Genomic DNA, 18070 nt, shown 5'->3' on the forward strand with positions numbered 1-18070 from the left:
AACTACTTCCAGGGGAGCGGCATCCCGTCTATGTTGGCGACCGTCCCAGGCGCTCCCTGCTGGCAGCGCCCCGTCCGGTGAAAAGCCCTCTAGATAGAGCCGCCGATTCCGTCAACAACCTTTTTGAAACTTTCGTGAAAGGGAGAGGGAAATCCTTCGGCAAGACATTGAGAAACGGTGATTTTTCAGCAGTTCTGTGTCCATGGAAAAGCAAAGGCGTGGAAAGATGAAATCCCTCCACGCCCCACAAACTCTACCTCTTTACCGCCGAACCGCCGAATCAAGCCTTTGAAACGACGCGAGAATCACCGATTCCGATTCAGGCCAGCGGCTCGCCTTCCCATGTTTCGGTATCAACCTGCGACTGTGCCTCGCGCGGATAACGCGGCCCCGACGGCGCATCGAAAGAGAAGAGCGCATCAACCTCTGCAATCAGGTCCGCTGGCCATTCGCGCGACAGGGTAGCCAGATCTTCGTCCAGATGGGCCATGCTGGTCGTCCCCGGAATCGGCACGACATGATCGCCCTTCGCCAACAACCAGCCAAGACAGAGCTGCGCCGCCGTACAGCCGGCTTCATTCGCCAGCATAGCCAGCCGACCGGCCAGTGCCAGATTCGCTTCCAGATGCGGCGCCTTGAAACGCGGCATGAAGGCGCGAATATCGCCCTGCGGCAGATTGGCAACATGGGGATTGCCCGCCAGCAGCCCACGCCCAACCGGCGAAAAGGCGACGAAGCCCACGCCCAGTTCGGCGCAGGCGTCCAGCACCGCCACTTCGGGATTGCGGGTCCAGGGCGAATATTCGGTCTGCATCGCCGCGATCGGATGCACCGCATGCGCACGGCGCAGCGTCGCCGCCGACATTTCCGACAGGCCGATCGCACCAATCTTGCCGGCTTCGACACCGCGAACCAATGCACCGACAGACTCCTCGATCGGCACATTGGGGTCGAGCCGGTGGAGATAATAGAGGTCGATATGGTCGACCTTCAGGCGACGCAGCGAATCTTCCAATGTCTTGGTGATCGCGGCAGGCGAGCCATCCAAGCCACGCTTGCCATCAACCTCCCCCAGCACGCATTTGCTCGCCAGGGTAAATTCTCCTCGCCGGTCCATAAGCGTCCGGCCCAGCAGTTCCTCATTAGCGCCGAAGCCGTAAAGGGCGGCGGTATCGAAGAAAGTGACGCCGACGTCGAGCGCATGCCGCAGGAGTCGCTCCGCCTCCGCCGCATCAGGACGCGGCAGGTAAGCGTGGGAGAGGTTCATACAACCCAGGCCGATGGCCGAAACGGTGAAGGGACCGATGGAGCGAGTGGGAAGACTGGTCATCTCTACAGGGGCAATCCTACATAATTTTCCGCGATCGTCGTCTGCGCCGCGACCGAGGAAGCGATATAGTCAAGGTCGGCAACCTGCATCCGGCGATCGAACGCATCGCTGTCGGGGAAGCGGTGCATCAGCTTCGTCAACTGCCATGAGAAGCGTTCGGATTTCCAGACACGGGCCAGCGCCTTGTCCGAATAGCCGGCCACCGCGTCGCTGTCATGACTTTTGAAGAATGCGATCAACGACTGAGACAGATAATGCACGTCCGACATCGCCAGATTCAGACCCTTGGCGCCTGTCGGCGGCACGATATGGGCGCTGTCGCCCGCCAGCATCAACCGGCCATGGCGCATCGGTTCGAACACGAAGCTGCGCAGCGGGGCGATCGATTTTTCCAGCGCCGGGCCGCGGGTCATATGCGCGGCCGCTTCCGGCCCCAACCGGGTCGCCAGTTCATCCCAAAGCCGGTCATCGGGCCACTCTTCGATCCTCTCGTCCAGAGGCACCTGAATATAATAGCGGCTGCGCGTTTCAGACCGCATGGACGCCAGCGCAAAGCCGCGCTCGTGATTGGCGTAGATCAGTTCATGATTGCAGGGCGCCACGTCCGCCAAAATGCCGAGCCAGCCGAAGGGATAGACTTTCTCATAGCTGCAAGCGACCGATGCCGGGATTGCCTTGCGCGACGGCCCATGGAAACCGTCGCAACCGCAGAGGAAAGCGGCATCGATGCGATGACTCGTGCCATCCTTGTTATAGGTGAGATAGGGCGCATCGCTGTCCACATCGTGCAGCGCCACATCGGCCGCTTCATAGATGATTTCCAGCCCGCGTTCCGGCGCCGCATCCATCAGGTCGCGCGTCACCTCGGTCTGACCATAGACCATGACCTGCCGACCGGTCAGCGCGGCAATGTCGATGCGGATCAGGCGTTCGCCATCTGCCAGATGGAAACCGTCATGCGGCAATCCCTCCGCATGCATGCGCGCGCCCAAGCCCAGACGATCCATCAGGTCAGTCGTCGTGCGTTCCAGCACGCCGGCCCTGATGCGGCCCAGCACATAGTCCGGCGATGCCCGTTCAACGATAACCGTATCAATGCCTTCTGCGCGCAGCAGATGGCCGAGCATCAGTCCGGCGGGGCCTGCGCCGACGATGGCGACCTGGGTTTTCATGATCATCCTCTCCAACCTATGCGGAATTGGAGGGGAGGATGCCGTGCGGCATCCGCGACGCCCATGGCCGGAACAGCCATTTATTTGGACGATCGATCATCATGGATGGAAGGCATAGCCAGATATTGGCTTATTTTATGGCGAATACGCGATGCTGATGCACGATCACCAATGGACGATCCGTCGGCTCCCGCCTCCATCATGCGGCAGGAAGGGTCACGACGCTGTCGGGCGCATCGCGCAACCGCAGATAGAGTTTGCCGTCCTGCGGCACGGGGGCCTTGAGCGTCGAACCGGTATAGCCCTGCGCCACAGGCGCTGCCTGATCCAGCGTCGGCGTGCCACCCACAGCGTCGATCAGGAACAGATCGCGCCCTTTGATGGTGCAGCCATCCGCTTTTGCCTCGCAGGAAACAGCCTCAATCTGCGGCAGGCGCGCCAGTGTCACCAGCGGTTGCCAGTCACTCGCTTCGTCACCATGCCGCAAGCGAAAGCGCAATGGCCCGAACAGCGATGGCGCCATGGCTTTGGGGTCCAGTGTCGCAACCATCACCTGCGGACCTTCAAGCCGCATGCCATTGGATGTAGTCAACCGGATCGCCGCGCTATCGTCAGCCGGCGCGACCTCGATCAGATCCCCTGCCGTGAATGTCGTGCCGTCATTGGCGCGAACGGAGAAGACGAGCCTGCCGTCGTCGGGCAACAACGCATCCCCCGTCAACGTCAGCGCCTTGCCATTGGCAGGCGGCGTGCCCGGTGTGATGCTCTTACTGAGCAAGCCGACCTGCGGCCGCGCCGCCGTTACAGTCATGCCCAGACTGACTATCCGCCCATCGCGCAGCTTGACCCGGGCCGTGACGTCACGCCCCTGATCCAGCGTTGCCCCGCCATCCGATGCGATCAGACGCAGCCGATCCACCGACCCGTCACGGGTCAAGCCATCCGGGCGCAGCAACAGGCCCGCGACATCGACGCTTTCCACCTGATCCAGCCGCTGCCCCGACAGCAACGCCGTGCGGTCCCCGGCATGTAATTGCAATCCATCCAGCCTGCTCGCCTGCGCATAGCTGCGCAGCGATATGCTGGCCGGTTGCGCGACGCCCTGATATTTGACCTCGACAGCGAGCGGACCCGGCCTGCGGTCGGCCAGAGGCAAGGTCAGTGCCAGCCGGTCCGGCCCCTCCACCTTCCATTTGACCTGCTGGGTCGCATTCCCCTGTCGCACGGTGACACTTTCGACGCAGGCCGGTGCACCGCCCTTCAATGCCAGATCATTATCGCGCCCGATCACCAAAGCGGGTGTTTCACCGTCTACCACCCAGCCCTTTTCGTCGGGCATTTGCAACGTGAAGTCCGGGCCTTCGAAGCGGTCGAAACCCCATTGGCCATAAAGATGGCCCTGCGCCGTTCCCTTGAATGTCGCGGGCAACACTGCATCACGGGCCAGCACATAGCCGCCCCGGTCCGCACGCGCCTCCACCGGTAGTTCCACCGTTTCGCCCGACGCCGATTTCAGCGCCAGCGTCATTGATCGGGCGTAACTGGTGGAATAGATGAGCGGCGCCCCTTCCACCGGCAGCACAGCATCCGGCCGCGCCGCGCAGATCGGTCCGCTGGCCCCGCTCCGCAGGCGCGGCGGGCTATTGGCCTCGATCGCGGGCATGGCGACGACCATCACCGACTTGGGCTTCTGGAAGGAAGGCGCGCTGTTCAGCAGCAGCCCGATTCCATCCCCCTTGCGCACGCTCAGGGTCGGCAGATAACCGAATTCGGGATTGCTGAAGGCGCCGAATATCTTCGCCACGTCACGCACCACGGCAATATAGGCGCTGTAATAGCCATAGCCCGCCTCCCGCGTGGCGCTGAGTTGCAGGGCGAGATCGGTCGGCGCGCCCGTCAGCGTCTCCGCCATGGAACTGGTGTGCACATCTGACAGCACCAGCGTATCCCGGTTGTCGAGCAGACAGGAGGCCTGCATCTCGATCACCTTGGACAGGCATTCCTCATTCAGCTTCATCGACAGGCTGCGCGCCAGAACGGGCGCGAGCGTGCGAAGATATTCGGGATGGCTGTTATCCTGCGCGCGGATCGCGCCCATGAAGGCGTCCAGACGAGACCGGTCGAGCGAGGCCTGATTGAGGTCCTGCGTCGCACGCACGAATTCGCCCGGCTTGCCCCGTACAGAATCGGCCAATGTGCCTTCGGCACCGCCAGTATCGGGCACCAGAAATGCCACCATCTGTCGCGCGCCCTTGGGCACGGTCAGGGTCAGCAGCTTGTCCTTGGGCTTCTTCCGCCAGGTTTCGGCAAAGCTGATCCAGTCCTTGGGCGGCGGATTGGTCGCCCCGCGCAGGAAGGCCGACACGAGAATGAAGCGAGCCCCTTGGTCCCCTTGCAGATCCGCTTCGACCGTCAGCTTATCCCCTTCGGACAGGCTGGGAACCTGCGCGATGGGCAGGCTCTGGCCACCGCGCGTCACATTCACCCGCAGCGCCGGGCCGGTCAGTTCGAACGGCGCAGGATCGGCAGCATAGGATGGTGCCGACACCAGCAGCACCGCCGCACACAAAGTGAAACGCATCATCCTGTTGAACAACAAAAGCCTATTCCTGTCATCGGGCAGCCAGGCCGCCCTCTACACCGTCCCTCCCCCGCCAAGGGACAAAAGGCGGATGGTTGGGGTAACGCCGTTTCGCACAAAGTTGTTCATCCTGCATGAACAACGCCTGTCCCGCCGTTGAAATGAAACCGATCAACGCCCGATGATCAGGCAAGCATCGTCATTGCGGCGCGACCGGCAGCCACACCGCGCTGGCCGCATCGCCGCCCCAATGGATCGTCTCGGTCGCCTTCTGATAATCGCCGGACTTCGCCTCCATGATCGAGGGCACCCAGCTTTGCGGGTTGCGATCATAGAGCGGGAAGAGGCTGGACTGGACCTGCACCATGATCTTGTGGCCGGGCAGGAAGACATGGTCGACATTGGGCAGCGTCCATTGGAAGGCATAGGTCTTGCCCGGCTCCAACGGCGCGGGCGTCGCAAAACCGTTTACATAACGCCCCCGGAAAATCTCGATCCCGATGCCCAGCTGATAGCCCGCCATGGTCGGATCGGCCGAATTTTCCTGCGGATAGACATCGATCAGCTTGACCACGAAATCGCTGTCCCGCCCGGTCGTGGCGGCGCGCAAGTCCACCTTGGGCGCGCCCTTGATATGCACCGGCTTGTCGAGCGCGCCCGTCGCATAGCTCAGCACGTCCGGCCGCCCGTCGACGAAGCGCTGGTCATGGACCAGCCAGGTGCGCCATTCCTCCCCCTGCATATGGATCGGTCGGGGCAGCATCGGCACCGGCTTGGCCGGATCGGAGACATAGGAGTCGCTGCCCGCCTGCGGCTTGTTCCAGGACAGGCCGAAATTCTGCCCCAGATAGAGCGGCGTATAATCGCCCGCCGGCCATTGCTTCGACACTTCCCACCGGTTGGCGCCGCTGGCGTAGGTCAGCACGGGCGGCGTATCGCATTTGGGCGCCACCGTCTTCAGATGGCAGTCCAGGAACGGCTTCATATAATGGGTGCGGAATTGCAGCCCGGTGTCGCCCTCCCATTTGAGCGGCCCCAGCTCGCGCGCCTCATAATTGACCTGGCTATGGCGCCAGGGGCCGATCACCAGGCTCAGCAGATCATTATTGGCGTCCTGCTTCTCCAGCGCCTGATAGACGGCGGGCGCACCATAGCTATCCTCCTGGTCCCATTGCCCCACCACCAGCATGGTCGGCACGGTCAGCTTGCGCGCGGCCAGCAGCTTGTCGACCGCCTGCCCCTGCCACCAGGCGTCATAGCTCGGATGCTCCAGCACCTTGCGCACGACCGGCAGGTCCGTCAGGCCATAGGCGCGGGCATAATCGCCGGCCGATCCGGCCGCCAGATAGGCTTCATATTCGTCGCCCGTACCCTTGGGCACGGACCCGCCGCCCTTCTTCACCGTCTGGCCCAGATCATAGTCGAAGCCGAATGTGCGGAAGGCGCCGTTATGGAACCAGTCGTCGCCCATCCAGCCATCGACCATCGGACTTTGCGGGACGGCGGCTTTAAGCGCCGGATGCGGATCAATCAGCGCCATCAGCGATGTAAAGCCCAGATAGGAAGAGCCGGTGATGCCGACCTTCCCGTTGCTTTCCTTCACATTCTTCACCAGCCAGTCGATCGTGTCATAGGCGTCGGTGGCATGATCGACCTTGGTCGGGTTGAGGGGGCCATGCAGCGGACGGTTCATGACATAGTCGCCCTCCGACCCGTCGAGGCCGCGCACATCCTGATAGACGCGAATATAGCCGTCATTCACGAACGCGGCGTCCATCACGGGCAGGATTTCTTCGATCTTCTGGCTGCGATTCCGGCTGGTCGCCTTGTCCGCATTATAGGGCGTCCGGCTGAGCAGGATCGGCGCGTCGGCAACACCCTTGCGATAGACGATGACGGTGTAGAGTTTCTTCCCGTCACGCATCGGGATCATCACCACCTTGCGCACATAGTCAGCCTGCGGGCGAACCCAGTCATAGGCCTTCACCTGCTCGTTCATCATCGTGTCGGTCGGCCCCGCCGCGCTATCCTGCGCGGCGAGCGGAAGGACGGGCGAAAGCAGGGCGAGCGCGGCAGCGCTCAGACAGACGGCGGTGCGGAAGGGCTTTTTCATATGTCATGGGTTACTGGCCGCCATCGCCCGGTCAAGCGGGAATCAGACGCCTGACACAGGCAATATTACAACCGCCGCCCGCACGCCCGATCCGGCATCGAAAAGCGTGGATCGGTCGTGAAATGCGTATCGCTCAGGCTTTGCAGAAAGGCGATGATCGCAGGCATATCCTGTTCGGGGATCGCTTTGCCATGGCGACGGATGGCGCCCTCCAGCGTCCGCTCACTCCCGTCATGCCACCATGGTCCGGTCAACGCGACATTGCGCAGGGATGGCGTGCGGAAACGACCGGCGTCACCAGACAGACCGGTCCGTTCCACAAGGCCCGGATCGCGCGCCGCTACAGCTTCCAACCGGTGATAGTCCATATCGGTCAACAGGCGCCCCGCATGACAGCTGGTACATCCGGCCTGCGCAAAGACCCGAGCGCCCCTTTGCGCGGCCGCTGACAAAGCCGTCTGGTCCCCCCGCCCATACCGATCATAGGGACTATCGAGCGCGATCATCGTTCGCTCGAATGCCCCCAGTGCCGCCGTCACATTGTGCAGGTCGATCCGCCCCCCTCGGTCCGGAAAGGCGCGCGCGAACATGCGCCGGTAACAGGCGTCCGCGCTTAGCCGCCGGGCAAGTTCCGCCTCCAGCCCTTTCATGCCCATCTCCACCGGGCGCTCGCCCAGTAACGGCACCAGCGCCTGCGCCTCCAGCGTCGTCACATCCGGATCGGCGGCGGTCAGACGGCTGAACCAGCCGACATTGGCCAGGCCGGGGACATTGCGTCGGCCCGGATCGCCATGCACGCCCGGCCGGGTGGCGTTCCCGCCGGCAAAGGCGCGCTTCTGCTCATGACAGGCCGCGCAAGCCATGGTGCCGTCCGCAGAGAGATCGGCATCGTAGAAGAGCCGGCGGCCAAGCTCGACCTTGGCGCTGCTCATGCGATTATCGGCCGGGACCGGCGGCGGCGCGACTCCGGCGGGCAAGTCCCAGCGCCAGGGCGCGCCAGCCGCGATCAGCAGCAGCGCCGCGACCGCCAGAAAGGCGCGCGTCACGGCAGGCGCGTCACCAGCAAAGTCAAGCTGTCCGAACCATTGGCGGCAACCTGTATAGTATAGGTGCCGGGCTCCAGACTATAATCCACCATCTTGCGCACGCCGCTGCAATCGGGGCCGTGACCATGGGCGATGGAGGTAGCGGCCTCGCCATCCTTCACCACATCCACCCATGCGCCCGATCCCAGCGCCACCCGCCATGTGCCGGCCTGCGCCACGGTCAAGCTGGCAAGGCCGCCATAGCTGACCGATCCGCCCGGTTTGGCCGGACGCACGGGATAGGCAATTTTGGGCGTAGGGCTGAGCGCCAGCGTCACCGCCTGCCCGGCCGTCAACATCGCCTTGGCGGCGGTCTTGCGATCGACGCCCGCTTTCAGAGGCACCGGGCTGCGCCAGGATTGCAATTCTGCGGGCAATTCGGCTGGCGCAGAACAGGTCGCCGCCTCCTGCCCCATGGGCGTCTGCGCCAATACAGGCGTAGCGCCGCCCAGGACGACCAAGAGAGGCAATGGCAGCAGGCTGTTCAAACGCATGATCTCTTTCCCCGAAGACGGTGATCTATATACAGCCAGATATAGCGAGTCGAACGACCAAGATAGGGGGATTTCATGCGTTTCACTTCAGCCGCCCTGCTGCTGGCAGGCAGCATCCTTGCGACCCCAGCCATGGCGCAGACGGATGCTGCGCCAGCACCCGACGCGTCGGACCGTTTTTCGCTGGGCCAGATCATCGTCACAGCGCCCCGCGCGCAGGGAATCGAAATCGACAGCAACAGCCTGTCTTCGGACGCCATCTATACCTTCAGCCGCACCGCACTGGACGATGCCGTCAATCTGATGCCCGGCGTTTCGGCCGGCAACAGTGGCGGCACGCGCAACGAACGGCTGGTCTTCGTGCGCGGTTTCGACCGGTTTCAGGTTCCTCTCTCGATCGACGGCATCCGCGTCTATCTGCCGGCGGACAACCGGCTGGACTATGGCCGCTTCCTCACCACCGACATCGCCGAGGTGCAGGTGGCGAAGGGCTATGCCTCCATACTCGACGGCCCCGGCGCCATGGGCGGTGCGATCAATCTCGTGACGCGCAAGCCCACCAAGGAACTGGACATCGACGTGCGCGGCACGGTCAATTTCGACAATGATACCGATTATGCCGGTTACTCCACCTCTGCCATGGTCGGGACGAAACAGGTTAATTGGTATGCGCAGGCCAGCTACGCCCGCAGCTTTACCGACCATTGGGATCTGCCCAACGATTTCACGGCGAAAGTGCCGACGCTGGAAAATGGCGGTGCCCGCGATTTCTCCCGCACCGAAGACTGGCGCGTCAATGCCAAGGTCGGCTTCGCGCCCAACGCCACGGATGAATATGCGCTCAGCTACACCTATCAGGAAGGGTCGAAGGGCGCACCGCTCCACATCAGCGACACGGTGACGACGGCGCGTTTCTGGGACTGGCCGCAATGGAACATCACCAGCCTCTACTTCCTGTCGACCACGGCGCTGGGCGATCGTGCGACGCTCAAGACCCGCGCTTATTATAACCAGTTCGATTCCATATTGCGGTCCTTCAACGACCGCACCCAGACCACGCAGAGCCGCCCCTATGCCTTCGATTCCCCCTATGAAGATCGCGCCTGGGGTGGATCGGCCCAGCTTGATTTCGATGTGACGGAGATGGATACGCTGCGCCTCGCCTTCCATTATCGCCATGACAAGCATGTCGAATTCCAGACCAGCTTCTCCACCGCCGGGGTCGCGACCACCGAGCCGCGCCAGACCCAGACCGAGGAAACCTTCTCCGCCGCGCTGGAAAATGAATTGCGGCTCAGCCCTGACCTGACCTTCACTCTGGGCGGCAGCTTCGACTGGCGTAACCTGATCAAGGCGCAGGAATATGGCGCCCCGCTCGGCACGTCCGGCGCGTCCGTCCTCTACAACTACCCGCGCCGCGACTCCGACACCTGGAATTTGCAGGGTCGCTTCGACTGGCAGGCGAGCGACGCGGTGGCGCTACACGCAAGCCTTTCCTCCCGCGCACGCTTCCCGACCATCTTCGAACGCTTCAGCCAGCGCTTCAACACCGCCATTCCCAATCCCGATCTGAAGGCGGAACGGGCAACCAATGCGGAAATCGGCGGAAGCTGGAGCAGCGGCCCGGTCCGGGTCGAAGGCGCGCTCTTCTACAGCTGGGTACGCAACGCCATCTTTGGCGTAGCGACCCCGGCCTATCCCTGCACCGCATCGACCACGCCGCCAGCCGTCCCGACCGCAGGCTGCGTCCTCACCAACCTGACGCAGAGCCGCAATGTCGGCAAAGGCGAATATTATGGTGTGGAACTGTCGGTCGCCGCCACCATCCTGCCGGGGCTGGATGTCGGCTTCAACTATACCGGGATCAAACGCGATCTCGATTATGCCGCCAACCCCGCCTTCCGCCCGACTGGCGTGCCGACACACAAGGGCTTCGCCTATCTGGACTGGGCGCCAATCGAGGGGCTGCACATAGTCCCTAATGTCGACCTCGCCTCGAACAGATGGACGCTGTTCACCGCAACGCCGGCTTCCGCTGCGCAGGTCTATTATCGCACCGGCGCCTATGTGAATGCGGGCCTGCGCGTCGATTATGCCCTGACGCCGCAGATCGACATCGGCGTGGGCGGCCGCAATCTGCTCGACGATTATTACACGCTGACCGACGGCTTCCCCGAACCGGGCCGCACGCTCTTCGCCAGCGTCCGGGTCCATTACTGATCGTGCAGGGCGGGGGCGGTACAAGCTGCCCCCGCCAGACGGCCAATATATGGACGAAGCAACATTGCCCGGCTCGCTATCCCTGTTGCCGCTTTCAGCGGTCTGCCCTATTCCCGTCCCATGTCGACGGCGTCCGTCCCCAGCTTCTATCTATACGGAGAGCCGCAACGCAGCGTCGCGGAAGGCTTCGTCCATGTCGAAAGCCTGGACGACCGATCCCGTCCCAGCGAATGGACGATCCGCCCGCATGTCCATCGCGATCTCAACCATATCATCCTGATCGCGCAGGGCGGCGGCGCGATGCAGGCGGAGGCGGCGCAGGTCAGTTTCGACGCCCCATGCCTGCTGCTGATCCCGGCCGGCATCGTCCATGGCTTCAGCTGGCACAGCGAATCGCGCGGGCATGTCACCACCATTGCCGATTCCTATCTGCGGCATCTGATCGGCCGCGACATCGACCTCGCGCCCCTGTTCGCACGCCCCCATGCCGTCGCCCTGCCGCACGAAGAGGGCGACACAGCTGAAGAGATTATCGATCGCATGGCCAGAGAATTGGGCTGGGCCGGCCCCGGTCAACGCGCCGCAATCGAATCCGCGCTGCTATCGCTGATGGTACTGGCGCTGCGCCACACGACGCTGACTGATGCGACGCAACCCGGAACCGCGCGCCAGACCGCATTGGTCGCCCGCTTGCGCGAACGAATCGAACAGCGCTTCCGCCAGCGCGAGCCGGTGTCGGTCCACGCCAAGGCGCTCGGCACCAGCCTTACCGCCTTGCGCCAGGCCTGCGCGCGTGTCGCGGGCAGTTCCCCCGCACAGATGCTGGATGATCGCAGCCTGCTGGAGGCCCGCCGCCTCCTGCTCTATTCACAAATGTCGGTGGCGGACATCGCCTATGCCGTGGGCTTTGAAGATCCGGCTTATTTCTCGCGCTTCTTTGCCCGCCATGTCGGACAACCCCCCCGCGCCTATCGCGCCGCACGCGAGCGGTGCCAGCCATGAGCGATGAAATCCGCCATATCCTCGACCGGCTACGCACCCCGCAGGACAATATCGTCACCCGCGCCCGCCATATTGTCGAATGCCATGTCCCGCCCGAACGACGCGGCCCCGGCTGGGAACGACATTGGCGCGAACTGGAGGCCTATCTTGACCTGCCGGGTCATTGGTCTGCAAAGGACGGCAATGACGAGTGAAGGGATGATCGACCTGCTGGTGGCGCGATTGCTGCGCGACCATGGCAAGAGCAAGCATCATTGGCGCAAGGCGATTGGCCCGATCCGCCTCTATAGCCGGACTACCCATCCTCATTGCAATTGGGCCGCGGCGCCGACCGGCAGCATCCGCGACGTGGCGCTGATCGAAGACCTGCTCGACGATCTGCGCTTCACCCATCCCATACTTGCCTGATAAAGAAAGGGCGCGGCCCGCTGTTGCGGCCACGCCCTTCCCTGCGATCCCGAAGGGATGGCTGGCTTAGCCGAGCTGCGTTTCCAGCTCGCCCAGCACGCGATAGCAATCGAACACCTTGGCGACGCTCGAATTAGGATCGCGGCCTTCGCGGATCGCGCTGATGAATTCGCGGTCCTGCAATTCGATACCATTGTTGGAGACGGCGACGCCGGCCAGATCCACCGGTTCTTCCTTGCCGTTCACCAGATCGTCGTAACGCGCGATATAGGTGTCGGTATCGCCGATATAGCGGAAGAAGGTGCCGAGCGGGCCATTATTGTTGAACGACAGCGACAGGGTGCAGATCGCATCCGTCTCACTCTTCAACTGGATCGACATGTCCATGGCTATGCCCAGTTCCGGATGGATCGGCCCCTGCATGGCATGCGCCGACACGATCTTGCCCGCCTGATAAGCGAACAGGTCGACCGTGTGCGCGGCATGATGCCACAGCAGATGATCGGTCCAGGACCGCGCTTCACCCTTCGCATTGATATTCTTGCGACGGAAAAAATAGGTCTGCACATCCATCTGCTGAACATTGAATTCGCCCGCCTTGATGCGATTGTGGACGAACTGATGCGACGGGTTGAAGCGGCGGGTATGGCCGACCATGCAGGTCAGGCCCGTTTCCTGCTGCTTGGCGAGCACCGCCTGTGCGTCCTTCCAGCTGTCGGCCAGCGGAATCTCGACCTCTACATGCTTGCCCGCGTCCATACAGGCGATCGCCTGCGCGGCATGCATCTGGGTCGGTGTACACAGGATCACCGCATCCACGTCGTCGCGCGCCAGCGTTTCGTTGAGGTCGGTGGTGACATGGCCGATGCCATATTTCTCCGCGACCTTCTTCGTCGCTTCCAGTTCGCGACCGATGATCGAGGTGACGGTCACGCCGTCGATATTCTTGAGGCCATCAAGATGCTTTTCGCCAAAGGCGCCGGCACCGGCCAGGGCAATACGCATGGACCAAACTCCGTACTATAAAAGCCCCTCCTCTTTAGGGGAGGGGTTTGGGGTGGGGTGAGGCACGCGCCAAGGCTCGCCTCGATGAATTATTCCGCCGCGATCGCCGTCACGTCGCTGCCGGTCATGTCCAGCCCTTCGCCATTGTCGGGGCGCAGCACCATATGGCCGATCGCAGTGTTGGAGCAGGGCACATGATAATGGCGATGCAACATGCGGGTGCTCTTGCCCAGCGCGCCGCGCATTACCAGCCACATCACCATTTCGATGCCTTCGCTGCCGGTTTCGCGCAGATATTCGATGTGCGGGATACGGCGCAGATGGTCGCTGTCGCCGATCAGCCCGTCCAGGAACATATTGTCCCATTCCTTGTTGATCAGGCCCGCACGCGGCCCCTGCAACTGGTGGCTCATGCCGCCCGTGCCCCAGATCTGGACGTTCAGATCTTCGGGGAAACTCTCGACTGCCTTGCGGATCGCCTCGCCCAGCGCCCAGCAGCGATTGCCCGACGGCGGCGGATAGGTGACGACATTAACCGCCAGCGGCACGACCTTGCACGGCCAGACGTCGGGCTTGCCGAACATCATGGAAAGCGGCACGGTCAGGCCATGGTCGACATCCATCTCGTTGATGATGGTCATGTCGAACTCATCCAGGACCAGGCTCTGCGCCATGTGCCAGGCGAGGTCAGGATGCCCCTCCACGTCCGGCACTGCGCGCGGGCCCCAGCCCTCGTCGGCCGACTTGTAACGCTCGCCACAGCCGATCGCGAAGGTCGGGATGATCTTCATGTCGAAGGCAGAGGCATGGTCGTTATAGACCAATATGACGACGTCGGGCTTTTCGGCCTCTTCCCATGCGCGGGTCCAGTCGTATCCGGCGAAGATCGGGCCGAAATAATCGTCGCGATCCTTGCCGAAATCGGACGCTACGCCCAGCAGCGGCACATGGCTCGACGCCACGCCAGCGGTAATACGCGCCATCTCAGCGATCCTCTTTCTTCGCGGCAGCGGCCGCTTCATTGGCCTTGATCGACCGCACACCCTCTGGCGAGCGGCCACCCTGCATCATCATCTCGCGATATTCTGGGAATTTCATGTCGGTCATGGTGCTGACCGCTTCCGCGAACGGAATGCCATCGGTCGAAAACAGCTTCGACAGAAAATAGACATTGCCGCCCAGGTCCAGGCAGCGATTATAGTCGCGTGCCAGCAGCGCCTGCTTCTGGTCCTCGGTCAGCGGCCACTCGTCCATATAGGCGCGCTCGTCCGCCTTGAACTTCGCGCGATTCTCCGCGTTCATCAGGCTCATGGCGAACTGGTTGATATGATAGCCTACCCGCGCCCGCGCGGCGGTGAACACGCGCGTGCCGGGAATATCCTCCATCTCGGCCAGATATTCGTGGATATCCTGATGCTTGGGATCTTCTGTTATCATAGTCCCCTCTCCTTCAATTTGGCGTCGAGGCGCGGGAAGACACGGCGGGCATTGCCCGCGAAGATCGCAGCGCGCTCTTCGTCACTGATCTCCAACGCATCGACATAGCGTTTGGTGTCGTCGAAATAGAAGCCGGTGGTGGGATCAATGCCGCGCACCGCGCCGACCATTTCCGATCCGAACAGGATGTTCTTGTTCTCGATCACGTCGGCCAGCAGGTCGACGCCCGGCTGGTGATAGACGCAGGTGTCGAAGAAGATATTGTTCATCAGATGGGTCGACAGGTCGGGCTTCTTGAGCATGTCAGCGAGGCCACGATAGCGCCCCCAATGATAGGGCACCGCGCCGCCGCCATGCGGGATGATGAAGCGCAGCGTTGGGAAATCCTTGAACAGGTCGCCTTCCAGCAACTGCATGAAGGCAATCGTGTCGGCCGCGATATAATAGCCGCCGGTCGCGTGCATCGCCGGATTGCAACTGCCCGACACATGGATCATCGCCGGTACGTCCAGCTCGACCATCTTCTCGTAGAAGGGATACCAATATTTGTCGGTCAGCGGCGGATGGGTGAAATGCCCGCCGCCCGGATCGGGATTGAGGTTGCAGCCGATAAAGCCCAGTTCGGTGACGCAGCGCTCCAGCTCCGCTATCGAATTGGCCATGTCCGCCTTGGGCGACTGGGGCAGCATACACACACCGACGAAGGTTTCGGGGAACATCGCCACGACCCGCGCGATCAGATCGTTACAGCGGATCGCCCATTCCTTCGCGACGTCGGCATCGCCGACATGCGGCGCCATCGCGGATGCGCGCGGGGAGAAGATGGTGAGGTCGGCGCCGCGCTCCTTGATGAGGCGCAACTGGTTCGCCTCGATCGTCTCGCGAATTTGAGCGTCGCTGATCTCGGGATAGGGCGGGCATGCTGTGCCCGCCTTGAACGCCGCCTTCTGCTCCTCGCGCCAGGCGTCATGCCCCTTGGGCAATACGGTATAATGACCGTGGCAATCGATAATCAGGCTCATCCGCTTTTATCTCCAACCTTATTGCGTCACCCCGGCCCAGGCCGGGGTCTCAGGCGACGGCGCATGACGCCCGCGCCAAAAATTCATTCAATCCTGCGTAATCGCACCGATCTTCGCGCCCAGCCCGTCGGGCGGCGCCTTCACGCCCAGCGCACCGATCGCTCGCTGCCGTTCCACCGTGCCGCGGGTCATCGCCGCGCCCGTGCCCAGCCCTTCCAGCGTCTTGACCACTTCCTCCATCTCGGCCGCACGGCGCAGCCCGTGCACCAGCATCCGGTCGAGATTATAGTCCGCCCGCACGTCCCAGGGGCGCGGCCGCTCGCTCGCATCCAGAGACGCCATCACCTCATCCAGCACATCCGCCTCGCTGGCGGCCAGCACGCATTCGGCTGTCAGCGCCTCTATCCCCTTGACCATGACCGACCGGATCATCTTGATCGAGGAAGCCCTGCCGACGGCCTCACCCACCACGCGGGTCTTGGCAAAGCCCAATGCCTGCAACCGCGCCTCAACCTCCCCGGCTTTCTCGCCACTCAGCAGCAGCGGCACATTCAGCCGTGCGGGATCGACCGGTGCCATCACCGCCACATCGACATAATGGCCGCCCGCCGCCTCGATGGCCCGCGCTGCCGCCCGCTTGGTCTGCGGCGCAACACTGTTGAGGTCGCAATAGAGCGCGCCCGGCACGATCAGTCCGGCGGCGGCCTGCGCAACAGCCAGAGCCTGATCCGCCGTCACCAGCGACACTATCAGCGATAGGCCATCCAGCGCGTCGGCCAGATTGTCGGCGGCGGTAACCCCAGCTTCGCCATAACGGGCCAGCATAGCGTCCCGCGCGACGGCATCCTCCGTCTTTGCATCGAACACATGGGCAGACCCGGCCCAATCCCCCGCCAATGCAAAGGTGGACCCTGCCTCGCCAAATCCAATCAGACCAATTTCCTGCTCCATGGCGCCACTGAATGATCCATAGGATCGGCAACGGCCAATCGAATCCGCCCTACCCTCATAAGAATTTACGAAGTCATCTCCCGGACAGAGGCTTCGACCGCTGCCATGAACTGCTGTTGCAAACGGGTCGGTCGCCAGTCGGCGCGCGTTGTCAGGCCGATAGTCCGACTGATTGCACCGGGCGCAGGGCCGATATCCGCCAGCAGCCCCGCCTCCAGCTCCAGTGCCAACTGGTCATAAGAGAGTAGCGTCAGATAATCCCCGCCGACCAGCAATTGCCGAATCGTCATCACCGACCCGCACTCGATCGGGACGGCGGGCACATCACCGCCCAGTTCCGCAAACATGGCCTTCCACAATTGGCGCAGCGGCGTTCCCTCCGGCGGCAATATCCACGGAAAACGGCGCAGTGCATCAGCATCCCAACCTATCGCCAAGGGATGACCGTGCCGCGCCAATATGGTCGGCCGATCCTCGAACAAGGCCCGCTGCTCCAAATCCAGCGCCATGGCCGGATCGCGCAGCGCACCGATCATCATGTCGATTTCGCCGTCCCGCAGCGGTCCCACCAGCTCGGCATGCGCACCTTCCGCAACACTGATATCGACCTGCGGGAAATCGGCCCGGAACCGCATGATCGCGTCGGGCAGCAGGCGCGCCCGCGACAGCGGCATCGCCCCCACCAAAATGCGGCCGCCCTCCTCCCCCTTCAGATCAGCCAGATCGGCCAACCCCTGCCGCAATTCCGCCAGCGCCAGCCGCAATCGCTGCGCCAGCGCCATGCCCGGCTTGGTCAGCATCACCCCCCTACCCCGCCGGTCGACCAATCGGCTGCCGACCGCCAGCCCCAGATCGCCGACCGCGCGGTGCAGCGACGGCTCCGCCACGCCCGTCATTGCCGCCGCCGCCGCATAGCTGCCTGCCCGCGCCAGCGCCACGAAGGCCCGCACTTGCGCCGCCGTCACGCGATTGCTGCCGATCAGCCGCAGCGCCACATCGATCCGCGGCTTCAACCGCTGCGCCGCCTCCAGCGCGGCCATACCGCCGGGCTGCCGGTCGAACAGCCGCACACCCAGTTGCGCCTCCAGCTTGGCGATGCCCTGCGTTACCGCCGGTTGGGTCAGGTTGACCGCGCGGGCAGCCAGACTGACGCTGCCCTGATCGACCACGGCCGCCATCGCGGCGAGGTGTCGGATATTGAACTGATCGGGTTCCATATTTGATGATTATCAAAATTTAATGGCATTGCG

17 protein-coding genes are annotated in these 18070 nt (G+C 63.0%); 5 read left to right on the forward strand and 12 right to left on the reverse strand.

Going from position 1 to position 18070, the window contains the following annotated elements; genetic code table 11:
• The coding region (locus BMX92_RS27715; protein WP_218145785.1) for a hypothetical protein at positions 1 to 230 on the forward strand (230 nt) is incomplete at its 5' end.
• A gap of 89 nt (positions 231 to 319) precedes the next feature.
• Here BMX92_RS27715 and BMX92_RS13520 read toward each other — a convergent pair.
• From BMX92_RS13520 to BMX92_RS13545, 6 genes are all read right to left on the reverse strand, one after another.
• On the reverse strand, positions 320 to 1330 hold the full coding sequence (locus tag BMX92_RS13520; RefSeq protein WP_093017322.1) for an aldo/keto reductase: 1011 nt from the start codon (positions 1328 to 1330) through the stop codon (positions 320 to 322).
• Positions 1331 to 1332: 2 nt separating this feature from the next.
• Entirely contained in the window at positions 1333 to 2502 is a 1170-nt protein-coding gene (gene pobA / locus BMX92_RS13525; RefSeq protein WP_093017557.1) for a 4-hydroxybenzoate 3-monooxygenase, read from the reverse strand.
• Positions 2503 to 2701: 199 nt separating this feature from the next.
• Positions 2702 to 5086, reverse strand: a complete 2385-nt coding sequence (locus tag BMX92_RS13530; RefSeq protein WP_093017324.1) for a hypothetical protein — start codon at positions 5084 to 5086, stop codon at positions 2702 to 2704.
• A 196-nt stretch (positions 5087 to 5282) separates the two neighbouring features.
• Positions 5283 to 7196 carry a CocE/NonD family hydrolase gene (locus BMX92_RS13535; RefSeq protein WP_093017326.1) on the reverse strand — a complete coding sequence of 638 codons (1914 nt, stop codon included), beginning with the start codon at positions 7194 to 7196 and terminating at the stop codon, positions 5283 to 5285.
• 65 nt (positions 7197 to 7261) lie between these two features.
• A complete protein-coding gene (locus BMX92_RS13540) occupies positions 7262 to 8242 on the reverse strand; it encodes a cytochrome-c peroxidase (RefSeq protein WP_218145786.1) in 981 nt (326 codons plus the stop codon).
• Complete coding sequence (locus BMX92_RS13545) at positions 8239 to 8775, reverse strand: hypothetical protein (protein WP_256213426.1); 537 nt, start codon at positions 8773 to 8775, stop codon at positions 8239 to 8241. The genes BMX92_RS13540 and BMX92_RS13545 overlap by 4 nt, the downstream gene beginning before the upstream one ends.
• 75 nt (positions 8776 to 8850) lie before the next feature.
• On the opposite strand from BMX92_RS13545, the gene BMX92_RS13550 reads away from it, so the two are divergent.
• From BMX92_RS13550 to BMX92_RS13565, 4 genes are all read left to right on the forward strand, one after another.
• Positions 8851 to 10995: a TonB-dependent receptor plug domain-containing protein gene (locus BMX92_RS13550; RefSeq protein WP_093017328.1), complete on the forward strand. Its 2145-nt coding sequence runs from the start codon at positions 8851 to 8853 to the stop codon at positions 10993 to 10995.
• 120 nt (positions 10996 to 11115) lie between these two features.
• Positions 11116 to 11997, forward strand: a complete 882-nt coding sequence (locus tag BMX92_RS13555) for a helix-turn-helix domain-containing protein (protein ID WP_093017330.1) — start codon at positions 11116 to 11118, stop codon at positions 11995 to 11997.
• Positions 11994 to 12191, forward strand: a complete 198-nt coding sequence (locus BMX92_RS13560) for a hypothetical protein (protein WP_093017332.1) — start codon at positions 11994 to 11996, stop codon at positions 12189 to 12191. The genes BMX92_RS13555 and BMX92_RS13560 overlap by 4 nt, the downstream gene beginning before the upstream one ends.
• Entirely contained in the window at positions 12181 to 12405 is a 225-nt protein-coding gene (locus BMX92_RS13565) for a hypothetical protein (protein WP_093017334.1), read from the forward strand. Before BMX92_RS13560 ends, BMX92_RS13565 begins: the two co-directional genes overlap by 11 nt.
• Positions 12406 to 12471: 66 nt before the next feature.
• Here the strand turns inward: BMX92_RS13565 and BMX92_RS13570 are convergent, their stop codons facing one another.
• From BMX92_RS13570 to BMX92_RS13595, 6 genes are all read right to left on the reverse strand, one after another.
• A complete protein-coding gene (locus BMX92_RS13570) occupies positions 12472 to 13410 on the reverse strand; it encodes a Gfo/Idh/MocA family oxidoreductase (protein WP_093017337.1) in 939 nt (312 codons plus the stop codon).
• Between the two features lie 89 nt (positions 13411 to 13499).
• Positions 13500 to 14393: a class III extradiol dioxygenase subunit beta gene (locus tag BMX92_RS13575; protein WP_093017339.1), complete on the reverse strand. Its 894-nt coding sequence runs from the start codon at positions 14391 to 14393 to the stop codon at positions 13500 to 13502.
• Between the two features lies 1 nt (position 14394).
• Positions 14395 to 14847 (reverse strand): protocatechuate 4,5-dioxygenase subunit alpha, encoded by a 453-nt coding sequence (gene ligA, locus BMX92_RS13580; protein WP_093017341.1) that lies wholly within the window; start codon positions 14845 to 14847, stop codon positions 14395 to 14397.
• Positions 14844 to 15869 carry an amidohydrolase family protein gene (locus tag BMX92_RS13585; RefSeq protein WP_093017343.1) on the reverse strand — a complete coding sequence of 342 codons (1026 nt, stop codon included), beginning with the start codon at positions 15867 to 15869 and terminating at the stop codon, positions 14844 to 14846. Before BMX92_RS13585 ends, ligA begins: the two co-directional genes overlap by 4 nt.
• Positions 15870 to 15956: 87 nt before the next feature.
• Positions 15957 to 16820, reverse strand: a complete 864-nt coding sequence (locus tag BMX92_RS13590) for an NAD(P)-dependent oxidoreductase (protein WP_093017345.1) — start codon at positions 16818 to 16820, stop codon at positions 15957 to 15959.
• 65 nt (positions 16821 to 16885) lie between these two features.
• Positions 16886 to 18037, reverse strand: a complete 1152-nt coding sequence (locus BMX92_RS13595; RefSeq protein ID WP_093017347.1) for a LysR substrate-binding domain-containing protein — start codon at positions 18035 to 18037, stop codon at positions 16886 to 16888.
• Positions 18038 to 18070: the final 33 nt, after the last annotated feature.

This window comes from Sphingobium sp. YR768 (assembly GCF_900111125.1).
Taxonomy (GTDB): Bacteria; Pseudomonadota; Alphaproteobacteria; order Sphingomonadales; family Sphingomonadaceae; genus Sphingobium.

Excerpts from the sequence above, each read along its gene's own strand:
- BMX92_RS13520 (WP_093017322.1), bottom strand. The coding sequence starts at position 1,330 with ATGACCAGTCTTCCCACTCGCTCCATCGGTCCCTTCACCGTTTCGGCC.
- pobA (WP_093017557.1), bottom strand. The coding sequence starts at position 2,502 with ATGAAAACCCAGGTCGCCATCGTCGGCGCAGGCCCCGCCGGACTGATG.
- BMX92_RS13530 (WP_093017324.1), bottom strand. The coding sequence starts at position 5,086 with ATGATGCGTTTCACTTTGTGTGCGGCGGTGCTGCTGGTGTCGGCACCA.
- BMX92_RS13535 (WP_093017326.1), bottom strand. The coding sequence starts at position 7,196 with ATGAAAAAGCCCTTCCGCACCGCCGTCTGTCTGAGCGCTGCCGCGCTC.
- BMX92_RS13545 (WP_256213426.1), bottom strand. The coding sequence starts at position 8,775 with ATGCGTTTGAACAGCCTGCTGCCATTGCCTCTCTTGGTCGTCCTGGGC.
- BMX92_RS13550 (WP_093017328.1), top strand. The coding sequence starts at position 8,851 with ATGCGTTTCACTTCAGCCGCCCTGCTGCTGGCAGGCAGCATCCTTGCG.
- BMX92_RS13555 (WP_093017330.1), top strand. The coding sequence starts at position 11,116 with ATGTCGACGGCGTCCGTCCCCAGCTTCTATCTATACGGAGAGCCGCAA.
- BMX92_RS13560 (WP_093017332.1), top strand. The coding sequence starts at position 11,994 with ATGAGCGATGAAATCCGCCATATCCTCGACCGGCTACGCACCCCGCAG.
- BMX92_RS13565 (WP_093017334.1), top strand. The coding sequence starts at position 12,181 with ATGACGAGTGAAGGGATGATCGACCTGCTGGTGGCGCGATTGCTGCGC.
- BMX92_RS13570 (WP_093017337.1), bottom strand. The coding sequence starts at position 13,410 with ATGCGTATTGCCCTGGCCGGTGCCGGCGCCTTTGGCGAAAAGCATCTT.
- BMX92_RS13575 (WP_093017339.1), bottom strand. The coding sequence starts at position 14,393 with ATGGCGCGTATTACCGCTGGCGTGGCGTCGAGCCATGTGCCGCTGCTG.
- ligA (WP_093017341.1), bottom strand. The coding sequence starts at position 14,847 with ATGATAACAGAAGATCCCAAGCATCAGGATATCCACGAATATCTGGCC.
- BMX92_RS13585 (WP_093017343.1), bottom strand. The coding sequence starts at position 15,869 with ATGAGCCTGATTATCGATTGCCACGGTCATTATACCGTATTGCCCAAG.
- BMX92_RS13590 (WP_093017345.1), bottom strand. The coding sequence starts at position 16,820 with ATGGAGCAGGAAATTGGTCTGATTGGATTTGGCGAGGCAGGGTCCACC.
- BMX92_RS13595 (WP_093017347.1), bottom strand. The coding sequence starts at position 18,037 with ATGGAACCCGATCAGTTCAATATCCGACACCTCGCCGCGATGGCGGCC.